The sequence below is a fragment of the Posidoniimonas corsicana genome, assembly GCF_007859765.1.
Classification (GTDB): domain Bacteria; phylum Planctomycetota; class Planctomycetia; order Pirellulales; family Lacipirellulaceae; genus Posidoniimonas; species Posidoniimonas corsicana.
The window spans coordinates 1,117,316-1,139,860 of record NZ_SIHJ01000001.1 but is presented as its reverse complement, the minus strand read 5'-3'; the positions used below and the strand labels follow the sequence as shown (position 1 = coordinate 1,139,860).

Sequence of the window (22,545 nt, the reverse complement as noted above, 5' to 3'; positions counted from 1 at the left end):
CTCCAGGGGAGGACAGAGCATGCCTAGCACGTTTGCTTCGACGAACGCCGAGTTCCACGTCGGTCGCAAGCCGCTGTTCATTGCCGCCGCGGCGGCGATCGCTCTGGGCGTGCTCCCCCTCTTCGCGGCCGAGCTGTCGGTGCTCGCGTCTCGCGACATGTACACCTACTTCCCGTTCATCTACGCCTTCATCGGGTTCGTGGCGTGGCAGCGTTGGCAGGCCGCCGAGGGGACCATCGGGCCCCGGGCGAGCCGCTCGTGGTGGCCGGAACTGCTTTGTCTGTCGGGCGCGCTGGGCGTGCTGCTGCTGCACGCGGGGCTGTTTGGGCCTTGGCTGGGCGGCGCGGCCGCGACGCTGACGCTCGCCGCCGCCGCGTTTGTGGTTCGACGCGTGCGCGCGGTCCAGTTCTGGGACCTGTGGGCCCTGTTCTTGGTCACTCAGCGGATGCCGCTGGAAGCCGACCGCAAGCTGGCCGCCGCGCTGCAGCAACGCAGCTCGGGACTCAGCAGCCTGATGCTTGACAGCCTAGGCGTGCTGCACGTTCGGGCGGGCAACATCATCGAACTGCCCGGCAAGCCGTTGTTTGTTGATGAGGCCTGCAGCGGGGTTGTGTCCACCATGTCCGTGATCGCCGCGGCGGCGGTGCTGGCGGTCTGGCGCCAGCGGCCGTTGCTGCACACGCTCTTGCTGATCGCCTGCAGCGTCGGGTGGGCGTTGCTGATGAACGCGTCGCGGATCACCGCTATCGCCGCGATGTACAGTTGGCACGGCATTGACCTGACAGCCGGGCCGCAGCACGAGTTGGTTGGCCTAGCAGCATTCGCGGTGCTGATGCTCTGCCTGTGGTCGACCGATCTTGCCTTGGCGGCGTTAGCCGCTCGGATTGACGGCTGGCAGGAAGAAGGGTTTTCATTGGAACGAGGCCGCGTCGCCAGGTTCTACAACCGTGCGGTGAGTTTCCTGCTGTTTCCACAGCCGGACCGGGATGCGCGTCTGCTAGACCGGCCCGCTGTGCGCCCCGTTCCGGCGCTGCGTCTCGGAACGCTGGCGGTGTGCTTCGCCGCGGTTGGTCTGCTGCACGGCTATGCTCTGTACGCAAATTACCGCGCGTCAACCCTCGACCGTAGCGGCGTGGTAGCGCGACTGCTCGACCTCGACGAGTCGCGTGTGGACGCTGCAGTCGCTCCATGGCGCGTCACGAAGCACGAGCTGCAGGAACGCAACACGATCTCAGAGCTGGCCCCGCTCTCGATGGTCTACTACCTCACCGACGCAGGTGGAGACCACACCGCCATACTCTCCATCGACTTCCCGTTTCACCGGCGGTGGCACAACGTCTGCGGCTGCTACACCAACTCGGGTTGGCGGCAAACCAGTGAGGCCAACCACGCCCTGGCGAGCGATGTTCCCGTCGAAGGCGGGGGGTACGTGACCGCTGACCTCGAGAGCGAGCGCGGAACCTACGGGCGGGTCGCGTTTGCCAACTACTTTGAGGACGGTCGGCTGATTGCGCCGCCTGCCCACTTGCCAAGCCTCGGCTACGCGGTTGACACCCTCATCCACAAATGGCGCCACGCCCGACAGCTTAGCCTCCGGCCTCAGAAGCTGATCCAGATCCAGGTGTTCGCCGAGCAAGAACAGCCCTTTACCGAGTCGCAACAACAAGAGCTGTCGGAGTTGCTAGAGTCGAGCAGCCACATGCTGGAAAGCTTCCTGTTGGGCCAAAATACGCCCGAAATGCTGCCGGAATCGAGCAAGCAGCTATCCGATTCAGGGCATGCCGGATCAGGGACTCTACAAGAGTAACGCGAGCCGGGAGCGGGCGAGGGGCAGTGTACAGTCAGTTTTCTTGCCACTTTTAAGTCGAAACCAGGCCACCCTCTCTGGGAGAATGCTGAAGAGGTATGGCGTGCCGGCGGGCACAGGGGGCTTTTTTGAACGGCACGGTGGCGCCCGCTGCGGGTCGCGGGACGGGGCGATGGTCGGGGCGAGCGACGAGGCTTGGTAGGGGCGTCAGCTTTGTCCGACTTTTGTCCCTGTTGTCGCTCTACGGTGGACAAAAGCCGGCCCGCCCCGCTCGGCACAATCGACACAACCCTTTGCTGGCAAGGGACTAACGCCAAGACGGCGCCGCAATCGGGGACGACTTTTGTCCCTAACAATCGATACTGGTAAATAGGGACAAAAGTCGCCAACCGGGACAAAAGTCCCGCGCCGAAGATCCTCCCCTCCCGAGCTTCTGGCTGACTCAAAAACAACTTCCGCGATTTTTTTTCACCCCCTCACCTTGCCTCTCCCTCCTTGGGGGAGAGGGATGCAATGAGGAAGTTGTTTTTGAGCCATCCCTCGAGGTACCCCGCCTGCCCCCCACCAACCACCAGCCACTAGCCACCCCCCACCAACCCCCGTGCCCCCCGAGCTTGACATCGCCGAGAACCGCCGCGCGGTCAAGTACTCGCGTGGCGAGCTGCTGCTGCGGGTCGTGTGGGGGCTGGCGAAGCCGCTGTTCCGCTACAGCCCGCGGCCCTGCTTCGCGTGGCGGCGGTGGCTGCTGCGGCGGCTGGGCGCTCGGGTGGGCCGCGACGTGCACGTGTACCCGACGGCCATCGTGTACTACCCCTGGATGCTGAGCGTCGGCGACGGCGCGGCCATAGGCGAGGACGCGCTGGTGTACAACCTGGGGCCGGTGAGCATCGGCGACCGGGCCACCATCTCGCACCGGGCCCACCTGTGCGCCGGCACGCACGACCACCGCGACCCGGCGCTGCCGCTGCTGCGGCCGCCGATCACGATTGGCCCGCAGGCGTGGGTCTGCGCCGAGGCGTTCATCGGCCCCGGCGTCACGGTCGGCGAGGGCGCCGTGGTAGGCGCCCGGGCGGCCGCGTTCAAGGACGTGCCGGATTGGGCAATTGTGGGGGGGAACCCTGCGTCCTACCTCGGAGATCGTGTATTGGGGGAATCCTCGTCTGGAGGCAGTTGTGATGAAGCAAGTTGACGAGATAAGTGGTTACAAATACGAGGGCAGTGGACAGAACTGCTCGCACGCGTATCTGCTGCCAGCGGTCGACGAAGAGGTCAAACGTCACGCGGAGAGCCAAGGCGGAGCAAGGCGATTGTTCGACCTCGGGTGCGGAAACGGTTCAGTCGCACACCACTTCGCACGCCAGGGCTTCAATGTTTCAGGGGTCGACGTATCGAGCGAGGGGATCGCGCAGGCAAAAGCCGCCTATCCAGATCTTCGACTGGAGGTCGGCTCGGCCTATGATGACCTGGCACCTGTGTATGGCGCATCCCCACTTGTCATAAGCCTTGAAGTGGTCGAGCACGTGTACGCCCCGCGCGACTACGCGGCAACGCTCTATTCGCTAGTTGAGCCTGGCGGCGTAGCCATTGTCTCCACGCCCTACCACGGCTACATCAAGAATTGCGTGATGGCGCTATCTGGGACCATGGACAAGCACTTCACGGCCCTATGGGACCATGGGCACATCAAGTTCTGGTCGATTGCCACGCTAACTTCGTTGTTGGAAGAGGCTGGGTTCCAAGACATCCGCTTCCGCCGAGTCGGTCGCGTTCCGGCCCTTGCCAAGTCAATGATTGCGATAGCCAGAAAGGTCGGATAGTTGGTATCAGTTTTGATCCTGACGAAGAACGAGGAATCAAACATCCGCCGCTGCCTAGGGTCGGTTGCTTGGTCGGACGATATCGTCGTGTACGATTCGGAGAGCACCGATCGGACGACCGAGATCTCGCGCGGACTGGGCGCGCGTGTGGTGACGCGCAAGTTCGACAACTGGTCGGCCCATCAGAACTGGGCGGTGGGGAACATCGACTTCAAGCACCCTTGGGTCTTGTATATCGATGCCGATGAGCAGTGCGATGATGAGTTGCGCCAGGAGGTCACGCAGCGGGCTGTGGCGTCGGCGCAGGAGTCTGCCTTCCGCGTGCGTCGCAAGGACTACTTTATGGGACGCTGGCTCCGCCGGTCACAGCTCTACCCAACATGGATTGTCCGCGTATTCCGCCCGGACCGGATCCGCTACGAACGCCTGGTAAACCCGGTGGCCGTTGTCGACGGTGGGACTGGCGAGCTTCAGGGGCACCTGCTGCACCACCCGTTCAGTCACGGTGTGTCTCACTGGTTCGACCGCCACAACCGGTACAGCTCGTTCGAGGCCGAGGATCTGCTTGAGGAGATCCAAAGCTCGGTCGACTGGTCCGGACTAATCTGCCGAGATGCGAGCCGTCGGCGGAAGGCGATGAAGCATCTTGCGTACCGGCTTCCCGGCCGCCCAGGTCTGATGTTCCTTTACCTTTACGTCGCTCGACTGGGATTCCTTGATGGGGCGCCTGGCTACTACTACAGCCGGATGCGCGCAGCCTACGAACTCATGATTGACGTGAAGGTGCGGGAGTTGCGTTGGCGGCAGTCGAGTTCAGAGTCGGTCGATGGTCCGATTAGGCAAGTTGTAGAGGGGTAAGGGAGGCCGCGGCGGGGGCGGAATCGCCTTGACGCAACGGAGAGGGTGACTTTAATAAGGGCTGTGGCGGACCGCGGGGCGGTTCACCGCCAATAGAGCACAGCACCTTTGACTTACACCCCCTCCCCCTGCGTCGGTCCAGCGCCCCCCGCTGCGGACCGGCCCCTCGGGTGCCAGCCTTCCGGCGCCCAGAGCCTGCCCTTGACTACGCTCACCACGATATTGCTATTCAGCGCCTCGGCCCTGGCGGCGATGGCGTTGACCCGCTTCATCGCCACCACGTTCCGGCGGCTGTCGCTGATCGACCGGCCCGACGGCGATCGCAAGCTGCAGACCGAATCGGTGCCGCTGGGCGGCGGCATTGCGGTCGCGTGTGCGGTTGCGATCACCCTTTCCCTGGCGTCAATTTGGGGAGGCCTAGCGGGCGATCCGTCATGGAATGGATTTTACGTCGGCTTGCTGCCGGCCGCGGCGGTGCTGCTGCTGGTCGGGGTGATCGACGACTTTGTCGGCATGACCGGCATTTACAAACTGCTGGGCCAGTTCCTGGCCGCAACGCTGCTGGCGGTAGGCGGCGCGCACTTTGAGTACATCAGCCTGGCCGGCGTCGGCGTCGAGCTGGGCGACATGGCTATCCCGTTCGCGATTTTCTTCTGCCTCGGGGCGATCAACGCGTTCAACCTGATCGACGGGTCTGACGCCTTCGCGTCGAGCGTCGGCGCGGTAGTCTGCCTTACGATGGGGTTGATCTCGTTGGGGCGGGGTCACGTTGCGGGCGCCGCGTTGAGCTTTGCCGTGGCGGGCGCCCTGATCGGCTTCCTCCGCTACAACTGGCCGCCGGCCAAGATCTACCTGGGTGACACCGGCAGCATGCTTATCGGCCTGGTGGTCTCGTACGTTTCGATCAGCTGCTCGATCAAGGAGCAGGCCGTGGTGGCGATCGCCGTGCCGGTGGCGCTGTGTGCGATCCCCATCTTCGACGCCGCGGCCGCGCTGCTTCGCCGGGTGCTCACCGGCCAGAGCGTGTTCGCCGCCGACCGGGGGCACTTCCACCATTCATTGATCCTCAGGGGCCTGTCGGTCAGCCAGGCGGCCGCGGTCGCGGCATTGCTGACGTCGGTTACCTGCGCCGGCGCCCTTGCCAGCTACGCGACCAACAACGAGGCCTACGCCATCCTCAGCGTCTTTGCGGTCTTCGGAGCGCTGGCTTCGTTGCGGGTGTTCGGGCACACCGAACTGAGCCTGCTATTGCACCAGGTCGCGAAACGCTTCCGCTCCCTGCGGAAGCGGTCCAGCGCCGCTGACCAGACGGACCAGACGCACCATTCGATTCAGCTGCAGGGCCAGCGGGCCTGGCGTGACCTGTGGCAGGCGATGTGCGAACGGGCCCCGAGCTACGACGTCCGCGGCATGCGGATGACTATCAACATCCCCCGCCTGCACGAGCACTTCTACGCCTCGTGGGAGGACAGCAGCGCTAAGGCCGGCCCTAACGAGTGGTCGATCGTGGTCCCTCTGAACTACCAGGGCGTCATGGTCGGCAAGGTGAGCCTCAAGGGGCGCCCGTCGACCGCCGGTTTGGAGTCGATGCGGGATGTAATCGACTTCCTCGAGCCGATCGAGCAGCAGCTCGCCAGCTTGATCGAAGCTGCGCCCGAGGCTAGTTCTCCGGCGCCCGCCGCGGTCGATCGTAAGGCGATCGCGGTTTCCTAGTTGCGGGCCCCGTAGAGCAGCAGGCGTCATCAAGTTGGCAGCGAAGCGACTGGTTCTGCTCTACCACTTCTTCGCGCCGGACGACGTCGTCAGCTCGGTTCAATTCTCCGAGCTGGGCGAAGCCCTGCAGCAGCGAGGCTGGGAGGTCGAGGCTTGGCCCTGCAACCGCGTGCACTCCGGTGGGCGGCGATCCCTCCCGCTGACCGAAGAGGTCAACGGCGTCAAGGTCCGCCGCATCTGGCGACCCGCGTGGCGGCAGTCGTCAGGGATAGGGCGGATGCTAAACGCAATGTGGATGGTCGGACGCTGGGGGCTACGTGCTGCGACCGCCAAACGCCACCCCAACGAGGTGGTGGTCGTCGGCACGGATCCGGTGATGGGGGTCTTCACCGCAGTTCCGTGGAAGCTGTTTAGACATGGTTCCAAGGTCGCGCATTGGTGCTTCGACCTTTACCCCGAGGCGGCGGTCGCCGACGAGAAGCTGTCGGCCGGCGGACCCGCCGAGCGGTTGTTCTCTTGGATCTCACGCCTCGGCTACCGCCGCTGCGACTACGTAGCAGACCTGGGGGCCTGCATGCGGCGTAGGCTCGAGCCAAGCATTGGCGCCGCACGGTCGGGAACGATTACTCCCTGGGCGCTTGTTGAGCCCGAGGCCCCGCCTGAACCCGACGAGGAGGTTCGCGAAAACCTATTCGGCGACGCTCGGCTCGCCCTACTCTACTCAGGCAGTTTCGGTCGGGCCCACAGCTACCGTGAGTTCCTGAGTCTTGCGCGCGAGCTCCGCGGTGAAGGCGTGGGGTTCTGCTTTGCTGGCCGCGGACACCGAACCGACGAGCTGAAGTCCGCGGTTGAGTCCGATGACACGAATGTCACCTTTGCGGGGTTCGCTCCGGAGGCAGAACTCGAGAAGAGGCTCACTTCTTGTGATTTGCACCTAGTGAGCCTAACCCCAGAGTGGACTGGTACAGTCGTGCCATCAAAATTCTTTGGGGCTCTCGCTGCCGGGCGGGGAGTTCTCTTTGCGGGCGCCGAGGATTCAGCGATTGCGCAGTGGATCCGCGAGCATAGAGTTGGTTGGGTTGTCACTTCCGAAAACGCACCGCAGGTGGCAGATGAGTTGCGGCAACTAACTGCGGCGCCAGACCGTTTGTTCGAGTTGCGCAGGCATTGCCACGCTGTCTACCACAAGCAATTCAGCCGCGGTCGGATGATCGACAAGTGGGACCATGAGCTAACTCAAATCCTGACGCGGCGGTAGTAAGGTCCGAAAGTCTCGGGCTGCGAGGTGTGGCTAGGGCGTTTGTCGCTACCTGTGCTTTCGATAGGAGACGATTTTGTATTCGAGGGCTTGCCGTTGTTGGGGGCTGCGTGGGTAGCGCCGGATGCACGCAGTTGTAGACTAGGGCCCGCAGGAGATGTATGTCGCTCAAGAAAGATCCATAGATACCTCCCTGTGGCGGACAGATGCCTTCTGGAAGCCCCGCCATTTTGTCACGGCGCTTGGTCCGGTAGCGACGCAGCGGTGGTGCGTTGAGGGGCAATCTTGTCCCGCAATGCATTTGCGTCGGCCACGCTGAGCTGGCGGGACCAGCCGACTCGCTGGTGGGGCGCGGCTCCGGGGCCGGTCGAGTTGAACTCGGCGTAGCGGGCGGTCTGTTCGTTGCTGAGGTTACGCCAGTTGTGCCATCCCTCGGGCTTGATCGACTCGTCCATCTCGCAATCGATGAATGCCACGCTCGAGTGCGGGCGCCAGGGGCGTCCCAGGTACGTGGTTGCCCGCCCCGTGCCTGTTAGCTGGCAGTTGCAGAACACGAAGCCATACGGCTTGTGTCGTGGCGTGCTTGCTGCAGTCACGTAGCCGCTATTCTTGGTTCGCAGCACGCAGTCGTCGAAGACGGCCGAAGCGCCGCCATAGATGTAGTCGACGCGGCCCTCAATTTCGCAGCGAGCGAAACGGTGCCCATCGCCCTCGAGACGCAAGGTGTCCTGCCACCCTAGCAAATGGCAGTCTTCTACCCGGGCGTGGTCGCCGTCGATCCGCAACGCTATCGCTTGCCCGTGGTCGCCGGCCATCTGACGGAACGTAAGCCCGCGGGCCTCAAAGCCATCGGCCAGCACCACCACGCCATGGCCCTTGAACTTCGTCGGGACGCTGGGGGGATGCGGGTCGTGCACCGTGAGAGCGTAAGTGATAACCGACTTGGCGGCGCCGGCGCCCTCGAGGGTAATGTTTGGCTTGTTTGCGGGGATCAGCATTTGACCAACATACACGCCGGGTCGGATACGGATCGTGGTGCGGTCGCTGTTGTTAGTCGGGGCCGCTCCGATGGCCTCCTGGATCCGGTTGAAGTCGCCTGTTCCGTCGGCCGCCACGGTGAAGCTGCGGGCGCCATGCGGCGTGGTCGCGTTTGGCGCCTCGCGCGCGGCGACCGGAAGTGGCGCCACCTGGGGCGGTGGGCGGTGGGCGTTCTGAAGTTCGGCCAGTTTGCTCGTGGGGAAGAAGTCCGCGAGCCCGGTAACATACGAGCGGCAGTCCATCGCGACCACGGCGCCGAATAGGGCGGAACCAGCCGGGTTGAGGTGTGTACCGTCCAGTTGACCGTTCTCCTTGGTGGGCGAAATGGCCCGACAGCCGGTGGGCGTGAGCGACTCGTAAGCCTCAAGCGACCGCATGTGCAGATCGACCACTGGTGTGGAGGTTTCCGCTGCAACTGCGTGGACTGCCCTCGTGTAGGCCGCCAGCGAGGAATCGATTCTGCCCAACCTCTGTGGATCGCGACTCCATTGCCGGCGGCAAAGCGGGGTGACCAGCACGGGCCGCACGCCGGCCTCCCGAGCTTCGTCGATGCACTCGATCAGGTTGTCGCGGTAGCCCTCGCCTGGAGAGTTCTCACGACCCGGGTGTCCCGGCTCGTCGTTGTGGCCGAACTGGATCAGCACCCAGTCCGGCTGCAAAGCGAGCGCGTCGTCCCAGTGCCCTTCGTCTCGAAAGCTTGAGGAACTACGTCCGCCTTGAGCCATGTTGACGCAGAGCACGTCGTCGCGTAGGCACGCGGCAAACGAGGCACCCCAGCCCGCGGCGTCCGTGACGGTTGAGTCCCCGACAAGGACAATCCGGGACCGGGCGTCCTGCCAACCATCGGGTGGATTCGCGGTGTCGGCAGCCCCAGACGGGCGGGCTGCGGGTGAAAGCAGAAACAGAGCGATAATGGAAAGACGGTGAAGTGCCATACGAATTCGTCTGCTGTGTGAGCGCCGGTTATACAGGCGTGCCCGTGGTTCAGCCCCCCACCTGCACTCTACCGGGCTGCGGCGAATGCGATGAGGCAGGCGTTGCGGCGCGGAGCGCCGCCACTCGGAAGAAAGCGAAGTCTGCATAGCTGGCGCCGTCCGGGTTGGGCCCGCAGGCGTACAATCCCATTCGGGCCCCAATCCACACGCCCGGGGTTGCCGGAAACGGATCGCCGGCCAGTTGGAAGGGACGCTCTCCGAACGAGAATTCGAACTGGCATAGCGAATCCTTGGTGACCGTTAGCCGGAATCGCACAGGCGAAGCGGGTCCTACGCTGATCAGTGACGCCGCGCCGCCGGTCCGGACGCACACCCGCTGCTGCGACTGCTCGCGACGCGTGTACACAGCGGCGTGTTCGCGTCCCACCACCGCCAACCCCGCCACGCCGGACTCGATTCCAGGACCCAGCTCGACCTCGGTCTCGACGGCGAATTCGGGCGCCGGAAACTTCTGCAGCAGCAGGTTGGGAGCGGATGCAAGCTCGGCAGGGTTGTGGGGCCGGCAGAACAGACGTGCCCAGCCCGGTCGTTCGGTCAGTGAGAGCCAGTCCGGGCGGTGGTTGGCGTTCCACTGCCACTGCAGTCCTAGCTGATCGGAGTCGAACTCATCGGACGACTGCGGCGTTTGGGGGCTGAAGCCGCCCGCCGATGCTGGCTTGCGGTGCGATTCCACCGGTTCCCATCGCCCTCCGTCGGCCGACGGCTTGCCAATCTGCGGCCAGTCGTCCTGCCAGTTCACAGGCTCCAGGTGGGTGATGCGTCCGTAGGCGCCGGCGTCCTGAAAATGGATGAACCAGGAATTGCCGTCACGGTCGTCGACCAGGCCGCCCTGATGGGGCCCGTTGATTGCAGTGCCCCCCTGCTCCAGCACGACGCGTTCCTCGTAGGGACCAAAGAGGTCGCGCGACCGGAGGACCGTCTGCCAGCCGGATTCGACCCCGCCTGCGGGGGCTGAGATGTAGTACCAGCCGTTGCGTTTGTAGAGTTTGGGTCCTTCGATGGTCGGGTTGCGCTGCTCGTTCTGGTAAACGACCTGTCCCTCACCCGTCAGTCGGCTGGCGTCGGGCGCCATCGGACGGATCCGCAGACAGTGCTTGATGCCGCACCGCGAGTGCGCATAAGCATGGGCGAGGTAGGCGGAGCCGTCGTCGTCCCAGAATGGGCAGGGATCGATCACGCCGATTGCGGCGTGCATCAGCCGAGGTTCGCTCCAGGCGCCGGCCGGGTCGCGCGCCGTGGTGACGTAGACGCCCTCGTCTGGCATGGCGAACACGATCCAGAACCGGCCCTCGTGGAAGCGGATCGACGGCGCCCACACGCCGCAGCCGAGCTGGGCGCACCCGTAACGCGGGTGCGGCAGGTTCTTGACCGCGTGGTTGATGATCCTCCAGTTTACCAGGTCGCGGGAGTGCAGGATTGGAAGCCCCGGCGTGCACTGGAAGCTAGAGGCAATCAGGTAGAAGTCGTCGCCGTGGCGGATCACGTCCGGGTCGGAGTAGTCCGCCCAGATGACTGGGTTGCGGTAGCTCCCATCGCCCTGGTCGGGCGTCCAGGCGGCGTCCGTTCGCTGCACGCCGGCGCCATTCGTCAGGGGGATGTGGGGCTGATTGGGGGTCATGACTCTTGTGGTCTCCCGATGACCGGAACAAGCAGCTGGATAGCGAGTAGCGACAGAAGGTACATGCCGGAGAAGTAGCCAAACACCCCGGCGTAGGTGCCGGTCCGCTCAAGAATCATGCCGGTGATCCCGTTCACAAACCCGCCGGTGAAGAAGCAAAGGAACCCGCCCAGGCCAACCACGGAGCTGATGGTCTCGCGGGGCATCGTGTCCGAGACAACGCTGTAGAGGTTTGCCGACCAGCCCTGATGGGCGGACCCGGCCAGGCCGGCGATGAGCACGGCCACCAGCACGTTGCCGGCCGCCGGCGCCGCGAACACCGGAACCACGCACAACGCACAGACTAGAAGGGACACCTTGCGGGCCGCGTTGAGCGACCAGCCGCAGTTCATCAACGCGCCGGCCAGCCAACCGCCGGCCACCCCGCCGATCGCTGCGATGGCGAAAAACGCCCCGGTCCACCAGCCGGTGGCCTGCAGGCTGAGGCCGAACCGCCGTTCCAGGAAGTCTGGTATAAAGAACTGGTAGAACCCCCAAGCTGGCCCGGCTAGCATGCTGGCCAGGATGTAAGCCCACACAGCCCGGTAGCCAAGCAGAGAGAGCCACGGGGCGCTGGTCGGCGCTTCTTCCACGTCCGGCTTGCCGCTATTGATGTAGGCGAGTTCCTCCGCCGTGACGCGTTTGTGCCTGGACGGTGCGTCGTAGATCAACCACCACGCGGCCACCCAGAAGAATCCAAGACCGCCGGTTAGGTAGAACGTGGATTGCCACCCGATCCGTTCGTACAACCAAGGCACGGCGATCGGGCAGAGGATGGCGCCGACGTTGGTGCCCGCGTTGAATAGGCCCGTGGCGAGCGCCCGTTCCTGCACAGGGAACCACTCGGCGACCGCCTTGATCGCGCCCGGGAAATTGCCTCCCTCGGTCAGGCCCAGACCGATCCTCGCAAACATAAATCCGGCGGCGGTCATCGGCATAGTGAGGGTCGTCATCGCCAGCCCGCCTTCGGCCCAGGAAAACCACGGGTAGCGGACGCTGAACACCTCATTGAGGCCAATCAACCCCACCAGGCCGTGCGCGGTAGCTGCCAGGCTCCAGCAGAAAACGAAGATCGGCAGACCGACCTTCACGCCCATCCGGTCCATCAGCCGCCCGCCGAACAGGTAGCCGAAGGCGTAGGCGAACGAGAATCCGGCCGCGATGTACCCGTAGTGCGTGTCGGTCCAGCCGAGCTCATCGCTGAGCGGCTTCTTCAGGATCCCGATCACCAGCCGGTCGATGTAGTTGACCGCCACGGAGAAAAACAACAGCGTGCAGACGACCCAGCGGTAGCTGCCAGCCTTGGGTGGAGGGGACGCGTTCGGGTCCATCACGGCTGCCCTCCCGATGCGCCGGGGGATGGGAACGGCAGAATTGCTACCGCGTCGGCGGGAGCGTCACCGGTTGTTTCAACGATCGCCGATGCGTCGTCCGCCGATGGCGCCTCGATTGCTACACCGCCTGATCGTGAGCCCGTTACGCGCAGATAGACCTGACTAAGATTGGCCAATTCTACACCTGTGATCGCGACGTCGCGGGCATTCTGCAACTCGTAGGCGGGCTGCTGCTCCGCTGCTACTTTCACCCGGTAGAAGTTCACCGACTCAATGTGCTTGGCGACGACGCCACGCTGGCACGCAAAGCTGCTGTTGCTGAAGTGAAGGTTGCGTAGCGGCGCTTTGGCCATCCCATACAGCACTACGCCAACCGGGGCGCCGTCGGCGTGGATGTTGTCGAACCGCATGTTGCGCAGCATCGGCGCCGCGTCGGCGGCTAGCTGACTCGTATCCGCTGCGTATGCCGTATTAATAATGATTACGTCCCGCTGCATGTCACGGACTTTCAGGTTGCGGACGTACACGTGCTCGATCACGCCGCCACGGTCGGCGCGGGACTTGATGCGGACGGCGTGGTCGGTGCCATCCAGTTGGCAGTCCTCCATGAAAACGTTTCGGACGCCGCCCGACATCTCGCTGCCGATCACTAGCCCACCGTGGCCGCGTTTGCTGGTGCAGCCACGCATAACCACGTTTTCGGTCGGCCTGCCAACTCGCCAGCCATCCTGGTTGTAGCCCGACTTGAGCACCACACAGTCGTCGCCGGTGTCGAACATGCAGTCCTCGATGAGCACGTCGACGCACGAATCAGGGTCGATGCCGTCGTTGTTTGGCCCCTCGGTGAGCACCCGCACCCGCCGGATCGTGGTGTTGCGGCAGTACACCGGGTGGATGGTCCAGTTTGGGCCGCTGCTGATAGTGAAGTCTTCCAGCAGCACGTTGCGGCAATCGAAGAGGCAGACAAAGCTGGGGCGGATCTTGTGCTCGCGAGTGGCGAAAACACGCTTGTCAACGGGCACGCCCCGCTCGCCCATTTCGAAATGTTCACGCGTTTCCTGGAAGGCCCATTCCCACCAGGCGCGGCCATTGCCGTTCAGCTTACCCTTGCCCGTGATCGCTACGTTCTTGCAACCGCGGGCGTAGATCAGCGGCGAGTAGTTGTAGATCTCGATCCCGCCTACCCTCACAAGCACCGGCGGGAGGTAGTCTTCGATTCGGTCGCTGAACCGGATCTCGGCGCCGTCCGACACGTGGAAATCGACGTTGCTCTGCAGGTGGATCGGGCCTGTCAGGAACTCGCCCGCCGGCACGACCACCCGCCCGCCGCCCATTTCAGAGCAAGCCGCGATGGCGCGGGCGAACGCCGCTGTGCAGTCTTCCGTCCCGCCAGACCTGGCGCCGAAATCGGTCACGGGGAAGACACGGTTGGGGAACGATGGCGGCTTGATGCGGGCGACAATCTCCTCCGCCTGGCGCCAAGGGTCGTCGGCATCGGCGCGGGCGGCTGGTGAGAGGGCTCCTACCACCAGCAGGCCGACGCAGGCGACAAGGCCGGAGCGGGGCCGCGGCGCCGTCGCGCATCGGCGGCGCCGCTGGGCCCCGGCTGCCAGGAAGAGTGACGCGGTAACCGCCGCGGTCGGCTCGGGGGCGTGGGACACGCTGGACTCCGATTGGCTTTGGCCGAAGTTCGCACGCCAGGCGTCGTAGTCGGCCTGGTCGACTACGCCCGGACTGGCGGTTTCATTCGGCAGGGTGACATCCTCCCCCAGGTTATCACGCCAGACCGTGTAGTCGGAGGCTTCGACCACCCCATCGTCGTTGAAGTCGCCCGCGAGGTTGAACGGCAACGCGGCCAAAGAAGCCAGCGGGTCCCATGCCCGGAAGTTCGCCTGGCCGGTGTAGGGCCCGATAAACTGCGGCTGCAGCGCCGGGTTGGCGTTCCAGAATTCAGGGCCGTTGAAGATGTTCTCCAGCGTATACGCGGCGGCCTGCTGTTCAGTCATCGCGTCGGCCCAACCGACACGTCCTAGCGGCACGCCACCACGACCAACACCGACCGGCGTCCCCGCGGCGTCCATGGTGTTGAACTCTGCGTAGCGGGTTGTTCCATCGGGATCGGGATTTACTGGGTTGCCGCCCGCGCCGTCCCAGGGGTCCCAGCCCGCCGAGCGGATGTGGCTGTCCATCCGGGTGCTGATGAACGTCACGCTGGCGCGGCTGCCACCTTCGCTGGCGGGCCAGTGCCACGGCCGTCCCAGGTAGGTCGACTGGTCACCTGCGCCGGGCGGTCCCTCAGCAGTGAGCCTGGAGTTGAGGAACACAAACCCGATCGCCTGATTGGCAGGGGTCTCGGCGGCGGTTACCCAGCCGCCCGCGGTGCTGTTAACTACCGAGTTCTCAAACACCGCCGTCGCGCTGCCGAAAATGAAGTCGGTGTCGCCGGTGATGTAGCAGTCACGGTAATACTGGCGTGCCCGGTTCTCTGCGAGCAGCGTGTCTTGGTACCCCTCGAAACGCACGCTGGAGAATGCCGACCGGTCCGCGCTGTTGCGCACAGCGAGGCCCACGCCGCCGCCATCGGGGCGGGTGCTGCGGAACGTAATCTTGGTCGCCAGGAAGTCGTTGGCCGAGCTCTCCAGCCTGGTCGCCCCGGTCAGCCCCGCAACGTCGTTTTGGATGACCACATCGCTGGGCGCTGCGCCCTGTCCAATAAACGACAGGAAGGGCTTGTTAATGATGAGATTGCCGCTGGAGCTAGAGGTCTCGTTGTAGACGCCTGGCGCGATATAGATGTTCGTGCGATTGCTCTCGCTGCCAGGAGGCGCCGCGTTGACCGCTGCCTGGACCGAGGTGTACGCCCCATTGGCGCCGGTGGGGTGGACGTACAGGTCGACCGCATCGGTGGGACGGCAGGTGTGAAGCAACAGCAGCGTCAGCAGCCATGGACGGTGCATCGCCCGCCGCGGGCCGGCGATTGTGGACTGTGTTTCGCTTTCGTTATTGGCCTGCATCAATCGCCTTCTCACGTAGTCACCTGGACGTAACTGGCGTAGCGTCTACGGAGCATTGGTTCCTCTGAACCACGCTGGCCATTTTCAGGCGAGACGCCTTGTTCCGTGGCTGGCGACTGGGGCGCGAGAGCCAGGAACACTCCGCATGCGACCCAGGCGTTTACCCCGTGATGGCTCATCGAGTAACGCGTCAATAGAGTCAGACTCCCGAGAGACGAAGAGAAAAGAGGCGATGCGGCGCGGCCGCCGACGGCGCGAAAACCGCCGATTCACGGGGCCCCTAACGCTGTCGACTGCGATCGGCGGTCGCGATGCTCGCAAGGGAGAGGGCAGCGAGCGACCTGTCGACACTCCAAGGGTAGCCAGGCGGGCCCGACAAACCACCTGACTTTGACGCAAAAAAATACTCCAGGCACGCATCCCGTCACGGCGCGGTGAGCGCAAACACGCAACGCCCAGCGATGGCCATTCAGGCGTCGCGGTGCTCGGGGCTGCGGTCGATGGTGCGCCGGTACTCTCGCGGCGACATGCCAAACTCGGCACGGAACGCCTTCGCAAGCTGATTTGAGGAGCTGTAGCCGGTGCGTCGCGCCACAACATTGATCGCCGCGCTCCGCTCCTCGCGCAGCAGCCGCTTGGCGTGCTTTAGCCTTTGCCGGCGGATGTAGTGGAACGGGCTCTCGCCCAGCAGATCGCGGAACGCGTACTCCAACCACCGCCGCGACACGCCGCTGTGCGCGCACAACTCCGATACGGTGACCGGCTCCTCAATGTTTTGTTGGAAGTAGACCAGGGCGCTCCGCAGCCGGTCGTCGCTGATCGCAACAATATCGGTCGACTCCCGCATCGCCACCCCGTGCGGCGGCACCAACTCTTCATGGTCCTGGTTCTCGTCGTACACCCCCTCGATGAGCTGATCGAGGATCCGTGCTGCCGCATAGCCCTCCGCGATGTTGTTCCGGGCGATGCTGCTGATTGTGGGGTGCGTGTGCTCGCAGATGATCTGTTGATCGTCGACCCCGAGCACCGCAATCTGGTCGGGGACGTGCAGTCTGAGTTCACGGCACGAATTCATTACTTGGCGGGCACGCGCATCGGACGCAGCTAGCACGGCGCAGGGCGCCGGCAGCTTAGCTACCCACTTGGTCAGCTCTTTCTGCTGGCCAAGCCAGTGGCTCCCCCGCACCCGGAATGTGGGCGAGGCCAAGTGTGTGCGGACCTGCAGGCCATTCTTGGCGACGGTCTCCGCCAGACCCTCGAGGCGCTGAGCCGAGTACTCGATGCCCTTCATGCCGTAGAAGGCGTAGTTTTCGTAGCCCCGCTCGAGGAAGTGCTCAGCAGCTGCGATGCCGATCTGGCGGTTGTCGACCATCGTCCGAGGGATGGGAGAACGCCTGAGGGCGCTGGAAATGTTGACAACCGGCAGATGAAACCCCTCCGCGCACTTGGCCTCGGCGGGAGTGTTCAAAGCCGCGATGACCCCGTCGCCGGGCCACCCAACGAGTTGCGTGATTGAGACCGAATTGGACTCCGGCGCGATCATATAGGACCACTTACGGTGGTGATCGCGGGCATATTCAAGGATCCCCTCAATGAAAACCTCCTGGTGGGAGCCGCGGGGGAAGGCGAATGCAATCTCTTGAAAAGGCTTCACTTTGGCGGTCTCGGCAGTTGGGGAAAGCCCGTTCGCTATGGCTGGCGGGCCGGTCCAATCGCAAGCATAGCGGTTCGCGACTGCGTTGCGTACCTGGAGTGTTTTTTTGCAAATCCTGCGCTTGAGCGAAACCCCTCGCACCATGATCATGATCCCGTGTTCGAGCGCTGCTCGTCTTTGCTCGATGCATTTCAGTTTCAAGCATCGCAGGTTCATCTGCGTCGATTCGGAACGACCAACTTTTCAGAAAGCCTTTTTAGCTGACTAGAACCGGCCCAGCCGCGTCATGGCGACGCAGTGGTTGGCCGGGCGGATGGCGCTGGCAGCGCCGCCCGCGCTGGGCCGCGCAGCGGGCCAGTCCCACTGATCGATGACGCGCACGGCCATCCACTCCTTGGGCGGACGGGGCAGCGGCGGCGGCGCCATGTGGTTTGGCGCCGGCGCCACCGCTCAGGGAGGGCCGCTTTTGTGGGCCGAGTGTCCGCAGCGGAGGCGCCACCCTCCACGCACCCACGACGACCTGGGCCGCCTGACAGGCACGCCACGGTCTTCCCAGTTCATCCAGAGGAGCAACTGATGAGATGCTTCAACACGCGGATCGCCCGGCAGCGGCTTTCGGTGAGTTTCTGCAGGGTTCTTGCCGTCGTGGCTGTGGCGGCGATGGTCGCCACGCCCGCCCAAGCGGTGATCTTTACCGCCGGCGAACTGCTGGTCGATTTGAAGGTTAACGACCTGGTGAGCGATGCGACGGCCTGGACCAATCGGGCCAGCGGCTCTGCCGCCGTCGGCGACTTCGCCGATGTCGACGCTTCGCCGCTCAACCTCGGAGCCGACATCGGTGGCGTACCGATCTCACTCAGCCTCTTGTCCGAAGGCGAAGGGGGGCTCGAGCCGATGGTCTCCAACTCGATCGTGTCCGCCGGGAACACGCCGTCATCAGTACAAGGCAATCAGACCCGCACCGTAGAGGCTTGGATCTACTCTACCGACACGAGCGGCTCGCAATCGGTAGTCGCCTGGGGCGCGACCTCGAATAACTCGATGAGCCGGTTCTCCTACAACACCGGCGGCAACGGTTTGCTGTCGGCATGGTTCAACGACACCGGATGGGGCAACAACGAAGCCCTGTTAGCCGACGAATGGGTTCACTACGCAGTGACGTACGATGGCTTCATGACGCGTGGGTATATCAATGGCGAGAAGATCGCGGAAGTGGCTCAACCGGCCCCGCTCACCACGCCCGAGTCCGTCGTCAATATCGGTGCTCGACCGGGCGCCGGCAACGACCCCTTCAAGGGCTACATCGCCGATGTCCGAGTGCACAGCGGCGTGCTGAACGACGCTCAGATCCTTACTAACTTCCAGGAAGGGATCGGCGAAGCCGACGGCCTAGGGTGTGACTTCGACGGCGACGGCGACTGCGACTCCATTGACTTTACCTCCCTCAGCGACAACCTCTTCACTCCGGGCGGAGTTGAGCAGGGGGACTACGACCGCAGCGGCTTCATCGATCTTGCCGACTACCGGGCCTTCAAGGACGACCCAAATACTGTCATTGGGGTTGTTGGTCCGGCGTCCCCCACTAACAGTGCGGCGCCAGAGCCGTCCGCGGTAGTAAGCCTGGCGGCCGTCCTCGTGTTTCTCAATGGAACAGGAGTCTGCAGCCGGCGAAAGTTTTGAGCGTAGTTCGACTCTCGCTGCCGTGGCGAATGCCGCCGATTGGCAAGTCCCGAATAGACACAACATAGATATCTACTGGGAGTGAATAGCATGACCACAGGTCGACGCGTTCAGATAGTTGCATACATCGCGGTGGGGGCAATCGCACTGACGCCCCTCCAGGCCGACGCGGTGGTGGCCGTAGCGGGTGAACTGGTTGTCGATCTGCAGGGCGTCAGCCTGGAAGGGGTCAGCAGCACCTGGGTGAACGGCGACACAACGGGCGACACCGCCGGGGATTTTTCGACTGTTGGCGGCGGTGGCCTCAACGTGGCCGCCGCCGTTTCCGACGGCAGCACCACGGCCCCATTCGCGCTTGACGTGGCCCGATCATCCGGAAACGCGGTCGTCGCGGCGAATATGTCGCCCGCGTCGATCATTGGCAACGAGGCGCGTTCCGCAGAAGCATGGGTGTTTGCTCGGGACGGCTCGGGCCAGCAGACGCCCGTTGGCTGGGGCGGGTCCGGGAATGACCAGGACAGCAGCTTCCAGTACAGCGATGCGGGGCAAGGCCTCTTCAACGGATGGTTCAACGACGGGGCGTGGCGTCTCAACCCTGAAGACCCCATCGTTCCCATCATCACAAACGAATGGGTCCACGTGGCGTGGACCTACGACGGCGCCGCGGTGCGTGGCTACCGCAACGGCGTCCTCACGGGCGTTTACAACACGGTCGATTCGAACTCGAGCGGGCAGAACCTCGACACAACAGACGGGCCGATCAGCGTCGGCGCTGGGCGCGGCGGCGGCGCCAACCCGTTCTCCGGCTATCTCTCTGACGTCCGTGTCCATACCGGACTGCTCTCCGACTCCGACATCGTGAACAACTTCAATGAAGGGATCACGCAGCTGAGCGGACCGGTCTGCGACCTTGACGGTGACGGCGCTTGCAACTCAGTCGACCTGGGAATCTTGCGGAGCAACCTCTTCACTGCGGGCGACTCTTCCATGGGAGACATCGACCGCAACGGCTACATCGATTGGGTCGACTGGCGGCTGATGAAAGACGACGCCAATCGCGTCGTTGGCGCCGGTCTGAACTCTGCGGGGGATGCGGCGCCGGAGCCTACGGCGCTGGCTATCGCGATGGTCATCGCGGTGCTGAGCGGGAGCCGTCCCCGAGTTTCCTGTTGCACCGGCGCCTAAGTGCTTCGTTCACAACACCGTCATCGCAATAACACAGCCGAAATACTCAACTGAGGTAGTCCAACGATGTTCAGGCTTACTGTCTACAGGGTTGCGATCATCGCGGCCGGGTCTCTCGCTGCGGCGTCAGCCAGCGCGCAGAACGTAGTCAACTTCTTGCCCACAGGCGCCGCGGATTGGGGTGTCGGCGCCAACTGGAGTGACTACGGGTTTGGCAACAACCCGCCTGAAGGCCAGTTTGAAGAGGTTGCGGTCATTGGCCTGGGCGGCACCGCCCAGGTGACCACAGCATTCCCGGTCGGCACGGACACCGGACCCAACGGACCAGGCCGATTGGAAGTGCAGAACGGAACGGTCCAAATCCAGAACGGTGGTTTGCTGGGGCTTTCGGACCCAGGTTCGCTGGATGTCGTCGATCGTGCAGCCGTGATTAATGACAGACTCCATATCCAGGGAGGAGGGCAACTGCTCAACGCCCAAACACTGACATTCGGCTCCGGCGCCACCTACAAACTGGACCTGACGCCAGCGACGACATCGCCCATCGAGGTGAACGGCGCCGCGAACCTGGGTGGAAGCCTAGAACTTGACTTTAGCGGCGTTACCGCTGCGGGCAGCTACCCCTTGATCTCTGCAGGAAGCATTTCCGGCGATTTCACCCACGTTTCCGCGACCGGAATCGGCGCCGCCCAGACATTGTCTCTCTCGTCTGCTGGCGGGGTCTACGCGGCAAGCCTCAACAATGTTCCGGTTCTTACGATCGATCGCGATACCGGCGCCGCGACGATCGAGAACCCCCACGGTTCTCCCTACTCGCTCGACGGGTTCTCGATTCGATCCGCACTAGGCGCGCTTGACGCATCAGCTTTTTCCGGTCTTCCGCGCAGTGGCTGGGAGAATGCGGGCGGGAATTCGGCGAACATCGTGGCGGACACGTACGAGGGCCCCAGCGCTGGGAGCCCGAGCGACGCGCTCCCCTCTTCAACCCCGCTCGCCGTAGCGGGCACCGGGTTCTGGACGCTTCCAGCGGCTCCGGCTTTTCTGCAGGCCACAGAAGAGTTGATCTTTGAGGTCACCGATCCCACGCTCGGCCCCACGCCCGTTCGCGGCATCGTTGAGTACACCGGGACCAAGGTTGTGAATAACAACATCGTTCTCTACATCGACAACGATGGCGCGGACGCCGGCCAGGCAGCCATGCTTAATTCGACCGGTTTCGCCCAGGGCGTCGAAGTCTACCGTGTCAGTTCCTCCGGCAGCCCCCTGCAGACCGACAGCTGGATCCCGCTTGAGGGGCAGTCAGGACTGGACAACGACACCTGGCAGGTAAGCGCCCAGTCCGACTCGACCGCCCTGCTGGAGGTGACCGAGGAGGGCTCTAGCGTGTTCGACCGCTTCACCCGCTACGACATTGGGCAGATCCTTGACTCTGGATTCTCCGAGTCGGGTCTCACCTTCGAGTTCCTGCTGGACGGTGACTCTACGTTTACGCTAGGCGAGGTGGTGTTTGTGAGCGAGCTTCCTGACGCGGACCCGGCGAATCTGGGCGACTTCAATGGCGATGGCATCGTCAATGCCGCCGACTACACGCTTTGGCGAGATAACCTCGGCGACCCGGACGAGTCCAACATCAACAGCGCCGGAGACGGCGGAGGCGTCACCCAGTCCGACTACCTCGTGTGGCGTGACAACTATGGGGTGTCCTACTCGCTGGCTGCGTCCACCGCGCAAGCGCCCGAGCCGGCGTCGATGGCCGCGCTGGCTGTGCTGCTGGCCGGCGTCTGCTGCCGGCGGGTTAATGGGCTGATGACCTGACTAGAACGCTGCTATCCGTCTGCGTCTTGTTTGTTGGTGGGAATTAGAACGCTTCTGGCGTGCTTACCTGGAAGGAGACCCGGCTTGAGGCTCGCGATACTTTGCTTCGTTTCGGCGTTTACCCTTGCCGGCATAACCGGGTGCGGGAGCCGCCCTCCCCGGGCCGCCGCGCCCGATTGGTCGCCCAGCGACATGGCCCAAGCGGCCATTACCCAACTGGATGCTTCGGGCGATTCGGTGATCGATCGCAAGGAGGTCGCGGCGTCGCCCGGACTCCTGGATGCGTTTGAGACGCTGGACGCTGACGGCAGCGACAGCCTCTCCGCGGCGGAGATCGAAGAGCGTTTCAAGCTCTACGACAAACTCAAGACCGCCTTCGTCAAGACGACGATACAGGTGAAGCTCAACGGCAGGCCCCTGAACGGCGTCCTGGTGAAGCTCATCCCGGAAGATTTTCAGGGCGACGCGTTGTCGCCCGCGGTAGGAACCACCAACCAGGTAGGTCAGGTCTCACCGCGGACCGAGGGGAAGTCGTTCCCGGCTATGCAGCCCGGCTTCTACCGCGTGGAACTGTACGAGGACGAGGCAGCCTCTAAGCCGATCGAGGTTAAGACGCCGCTTGGGCTTGAGTCGTCGCCCCAGTCGAGGCGTGACCGGAACCTCCTCATTGTTCTCAACTACGAAGGCAAGAGGCCACAGAGCCTCCGCTAGCACTCCCCC

16 protein-coding genes are annotated in these 22,545 nt (G+C 63.9%); 10 read left to right on the top strand and 6 right to left on the bottom strand.

All coding sequences use genetic code 11. The features are described 5' to 3' along the window. Positions 1 to 19 precede the first annotated feature (19 nt). The 6 genes from xrtU (at position 20) to KOR34_RS04235 (ending at position 7,453) form a co-directional block, all read left to right on the top strand. A complete protein-coding gene (gene xrtU, locus KOR34_RS04260) occupies positions 20 to 1,807 on the top strand; it encodes an exosortase U (protein WP_197531131.1) in 1,788 nt (595 codons plus the stop codon). Between the two features lie 601 nt (positions 1,808 to 2,408). Next, positions 2,409 to 2,996, top strand: coding sequence for a putative colanic acid biosynthesis acetyltransferase (locus KOR34_RS27370; RefSeq protein ID WP_146562513.1), 588 nt, complete (start codon positions 2,409 to 2,411; stop codon positions 2,994 to 2,996). After that, positions 2,983 to 3,624, top strand: coding sequence for a class I SAM-dependent methyltransferase (locus KOR34_RS04250; RefSeq protein WP_146562512.1), 642 nt, complete (start codon positions 2,983 to 2,985; stop codon positions 3,622 to 3,624). The genes KOR34_RS27370 and KOR34_RS04250 overlap by 14 nt, the downstream gene beginning before the upstream one ends. Before the next feature lie 12 nt (positions 3,625 to 3,636). Then, positions 3,637 to 4,482, top strand: coding sequence for a glycosyltransferase family 2 protein (locus KOR34_RS04245; RefSeq protein WP_197531130.1), 846 nt, complete (start codon positions 3,637 to 3,639; stop codon positions 4,480 to 4,482). Positions 4,483 to 4,683: 201 nt separating this feature from the next. Next, on the top strand, positions 4,684 to 6,195 hold the full coding sequence (locus tag KOR34_RS04240; protein ID WP_146562509.1) for an MraY family glycosyltransferase: 1,512 nt from the start codon (positions 4,684 to 4,686) through the stop codon (positions 6,193 to 6,195). A gap of 277 nt (positions 6,196 to 6,472) precedes the next feature. Beyond that, on the top strand, positions 6,473 to 7,453 hold the full coding sequence (locus KOR34_RS04235) for a glycosyltransferase family 4 protein (protein ID WP_146562507.1): 981 nt from the start codon (positions 6,473 to 6,475) through the stop codon (positions 7,451 to 7,453). A gap of 233 nt (positions 7,454 to 7,686) precedes the next feature. On the opposite strand, the gene KOR34_RS04230 is transcribed toward KOR34_RS04235, so the two are convergent. The 6 genes from KOR34_RS04230 to KOR34_RS27045 form a co-directional block, all read right to left on the bottom strand. Further along, complete coding sequence (locus KOR34_RS04230) at positions 7,687 to 9,426, bottom strand: pectinesterase family protein (RefSeq protein WP_197531129.1); 1,740 nt, start codon at positions 9,424 to 9,426, stop codon at positions 7,687 to 7,689. A 49-nt stretch (positions 9,427 to 9,475) separates the two neighbouring features. Next, entirely contained in the window at positions 9,476 to 11,104 is a 1,629-nt protein-coding gene (locus tag KOR34_RS04225) for a glycoside hydrolase family 43 protein (RefSeq protein WP_146562504.1), read from the bottom strand. Then, positions 11,101 to 12,474: an MFS transporter gene (locus KOR34_RS04220; RefSeq protein WP_146562503.1), complete on the bottom strand. Its 1,374-nt coding sequence runs from the start codon at positions 12,472 to 12,474 to the stop codon at positions 11,101 to 11,103. The genes KOR34_RS04225 and KOR34_RS04220 overlap by 4 nt, the downstream gene beginning before the upstream one ends. Further along, positions 12,474 to 15,491 (bottom strand): pectinesterase family protein, encoded by a 3,018-nt coding sequence (locus KOR34_RS04215; protein ID WP_146562501.1) that lies wholly within the window; start codon positions 15,489 to 15,491, stop codon positions 12,474 to 12,476. Before KOR34_RS04215 ends, KOR34_RS04220 begins: the two co-directional genes overlap by 1 nt. 469 nt (positions 15,492 to 15,960) lie before the next feature. Continuing rightward, on the bottom strand, positions 15,961 to 17,361 hold the full coding sequence (locus KOR34_RS04210; protein ID WP_146562500.1) for an AraC family transcriptional regulator: 1,401 nt from the start codon (positions 17,359 to 17,361) through the stop codon (positions 15,961 to 15,963). A gap of 48 nt (positions 17,362 to 17,409) precedes the next feature. Next, a complete protein-coding gene (locus KOR34_RS27045; protein WP_146562498.1) occupies positions 17,410 to 17,592 on the bottom strand; it encodes a hypothetical protein in 183 nt (60 codons plus the stop codon). A gap of 129 nt (positions 17,593 to 17,721) precedes the next feature. Here KOR34_RS27045 and KOR34_RS04200 point away from each other — a divergent pair, with 129 nt between their 5' ends. From KOR34_RS04200 to KOR34_RS04185, 4 genes are all read left to right on the top strand, one after another. Next, positions 17,722 to 18,825: a LamG domain-containing protein gene (locus tag KOR34_RS04200; RefSeq protein WP_146562497.1), complete on the top strand. Its 1,104-nt coding sequence runs from the start codon at positions 17,722 to 17,724 to the stop codon at positions 18,823 to 18,825. 90 nt (positions 18,826 to 18,915) lie between these two features. Further along, positions 18,916 to 20,010: a LamG domain-containing protein gene (locus KOR34_RS04195; RefSeq protein WP_146562496.1), complete on the top strand. Its 1,095-nt coding sequence runs from the start codon at positions 18,916 to 18,918 to the stop codon at positions 20,008 to 20,010. 66 nt (positions 20,011 to 20,076) lie between these two features. Next, a complete protein-coding gene (locus KOR34_RS04190; RefSeq protein WP_146562494.1) occupies positions 20,077 to 21,825 on the top strand; it encodes a hypothetical protein in 1,749 nt (582 codons plus the stop codon). Positions 21,826 to 22,017: 192 nt separating this feature from the next. Then, positions 22,018 to 22,536 carry a hypothetical protein gene (locus KOR34_RS04185; protein ID WP_197531128.1) on the top strand — a complete coding sequence of 173 codons (519 nt, stop codon included), beginning with the start codon at positions 22,018 to 22,020 and terminating at the stop codon, positions 22,534 to 22,536. Positions 22,537 to 22,545 lie beyond the last annotated feature (9 nt).